The sequence below is a fragment of the Claveliimonas monacensis genome, assembly GCF_014982975.1.
GTDB classification, from domain to species: domain Bacteria; phylum Bacillota; class Clostridia; order Lachnospirales; family Lachnospiraceae; genus Claveliimonas; species Claveliimonas monacensis.
The window spans coordinates 1-2,699 of sequence record NZ_JADCKL010000028.1 but is presented as its reverse complement, the minus strand read 5'-3'; the positions used below and the strand labels follow the sequence as shown (position 1 = coordinate 2,699).

The window sequence follows — 2,699 nt, the reverse complement described above, 5'->3', positions numbered from 1 at the left end:
TGCAAATGTCAAGCACTTTTTTACATTGTTAGGTAAGATGTTTTTTACATCGTATGGTAAGGAGTTTTTTACATACCTTGGTAAGCAGATTTTTACATCCCAGTTTCTCCCTGCGGGTACAGGTCAGGGTGCTTCAGCCGGTAGGATTCCCCGCGGAAAGAGTAACACTTGGCATGGTGCAGGATCCGGTCCAGCATTGCAGTGGTAAGTACTGGATCCCCCATCATCTCAGCCCAGTCAATGATCTCTTTGTTGGTGGTAAAGATGATGGAACTGGTTTCATAGGTGTCACTGATAAATGTGAAAAAGCGGTTTGCCTGTCCGCGGCTTATCGGTGTATAGCCGATCTCATCAATGATGACAAGCTGTGCTTTCTTGATATTTTTGAGTCGGAATCCGGCTGCACGCTCTGTTTCTGCGGTGTCGAGAATCTTAATCAGGTTGGTCATCTTCTCAAAACATACAGTATAGCCGCTGTTGACAGCCTGTAGACCAAGACCACAGGCAACCATGGTCTTGCCGAGGCCCGGAGGCCCCGCAAAGACAAGGTTTCCGCAGTTGTCCAGCCAGGACAGTTCTTTCAAGACGGAGAGCTGTGCCTGGGTGATACCTGACTCCAGCTCTTCCGGATCAAACTCTTCCAGTGGTCGGATATTTGGTGGAAAATGCGCTGCGGAATAGTTGCGTTTCCGACGCCGTTCATTCCGCCCTTTAACTTCGGTCTCGAGAACAGCCAGAAGGAATTCCCTGCAGGAGGAGTCCTGAAGATCTGCGGTTTCCAGAAGATCCGGAAGCATACGCGCCGCGTGCTTTAAGGTAAACGTTTCAAGCAGGGCTGTGAGCCGCTGTACAGGGATATGGCCGGTATCCATACTTTTTAAGATCTCACGGTTCACCGAGCAGCAGCCTCCTTCCTCTCTGTGCGTTCCTGAAAGGCTTTTGCATAAACGGAAAGATCTGTATAGCTGACACTGCCGGATGGAACCTGTGCGCGGCAGTCGTCTGTGGCCAGTTCCCGGCCGGCTTTTGCAAGGCCGTAGACAACTTTAAACTGTGAGAACTGATACCGATATTTCTGGCAGCATTCCTTCATCACCTGTGCTACCAGGGATTTATCCGGATTCTCAGAATCAAGGAACTGTTCAATTGCCCGGAGCTGTTTGGAGATATGCCGTGGATTTTCCTTTTTTACACCATTGATGAAGTGCTGGAAGTCATAGCAGTTCCATTTCCCGCGGAGACGTTCCATGATCTCGATCCAGTCTCCGGAGTCCTGTTTCCGGTGTTCCGGGAGCTGATTGACACTTCCTTTCCTCTCGCTGAGATTATGGGAACAGATATAGTTCAGCTGGTCATCATAAATGTGGATCTTGCCACTGACAACTTTGAACCGTACTGTTTTGAACGCATAATCACGGGGAACCGAATACCTGCATGATTTATACAGGACGTAAGGCAATGCCGCGATTTCATAAGTGCGGAACGTATTCGGAGATGTTTCATACACGGATGGAAGAAGAGGCTGCATGGCTGACTTTTCAACGCTGTCGTACACTGTTTTTGGGACCCGTAAGGTGGAACGGTGGATCCGCTGGTTTTTGCGTTCCAGCCATCCGGGAAGGGAACGCCACACATCATCAATACAGGTGATCTTCCGCGCGCTGAAGAAGTTTTTCTTCACGAACCCAACAGAGTTTTCGATAGGTCCCTTGCTTTCAGGATCCGCTTTATTGCATACCCAGAGTCGGAGATCCTGTTCTGTACAGAAATCTTCAAAGGTTCTGGTCTTAATGACTTCACCATAGATTTCACTGGAGACAAACACGGCGTCCTGGTCGATGACCAGTTCTTTAGGACGCCCTCCAAGCCTACAGAAACAATGATAGATCGCCTTACAGGCTTCTTCCGAGTTATACTTGTGATCCTGTGCATAAACGCATAAAAAACGACTGTAACGTAGCAAAAGGCAGATGAAATGGATGTGCGTTGTTTTTGAGAGAGTCTCCTCACCGAAGTCGATCAGCATCTGTTCTCCGGGCGGGGTGTCAAAAACATAATCATAGATACGACGATGCTCCGGTTCCCTGTTGATCTGTCCGGAATCCTCAAGATAGTGGATATAGTTGCGGAGCGTCTGCTGGTTCCCGGGAAGTTTTTCATAGTCTCCGTTTTCGATGAATTTTTCTTCCAGGACATCGTAAACAGATGACATACAGAAACTTCTTCCGCTGTTCGTCTCAAGAATACTGATAATCGTGCTGCGGAAAGGCTCTGCGTCAAAGGTTTTGGGTTTTGCGAGCTTAGCACCGGGATCATCCGGGAGCACATCCATGTCATAATACTTGCTGATCGTGGGACGGCTGGGAGGCTTGCGCCCCTGCGCTTCATAGTATCTGATAATGTCAGCTTTTGTGTAACCTTGCAGTTTTAAATCCTGTATTTCCTGCATTTTTGTTTTTGTCAGCATAAAGGTCTCCTCTCTTGTGTACTGCTTACAGTATACAAAATCGGATGAACCGCTGACTCCTCCTGTGATAAAACTCGCCGCAGGGGATGTAAAAAAGTGATTACCGGACAGTGTAAAGAACTTCTTACCATCTCATGTAAAAAAGTCGTTACCGCATGATGTAAAAAAGATCTTACCACGTCATGTAAAAAACTCCTTACCCTGTGGCTGTAAAATCACCTTACCACGCACA

General features: G+C 47.8%; 2 protein-coding genes. Both read right to left on the bottom strand.

What is annotated here, in order from left to right:
• Positions 1–92: 92 nt before the first annotated feature.
• A complete protein-coding gene (gene istB, locus INF30_RS14500) occupies positions 93–896 on the bottom strand; it encodes an IS21-like element helper ATPase IstB (RefSeq protein ID WP_226395713.1) in 804 nt (267 codons plus the stop codon).
• Complete coding sequence (locus INF30_RS14495) at positions 893–2,467, bottom strand: Mu transposase domain-containing protein (RefSeq protein ID WP_226395712.1); 1,575 nt, start codon at positions 2,465–2,467, stop codon at positions 893–895. The genes istB and INF30_RS14495 overlap by 4 nt, the downstream gene beginning before the upstream one ends.
• Positions 2,468–2,699 lie beyond the last annotated feature (232 nt).

Excerpts from the sequence above, each read along its gene's own strand:
- INF30_RS14495 (WP_226395712.1), bottom strand. The coding sequence starts at position 2,467 with ATGCTGACAAAAACAAAAATGCAGGAAATACAGGATTTAAAACTGCAA.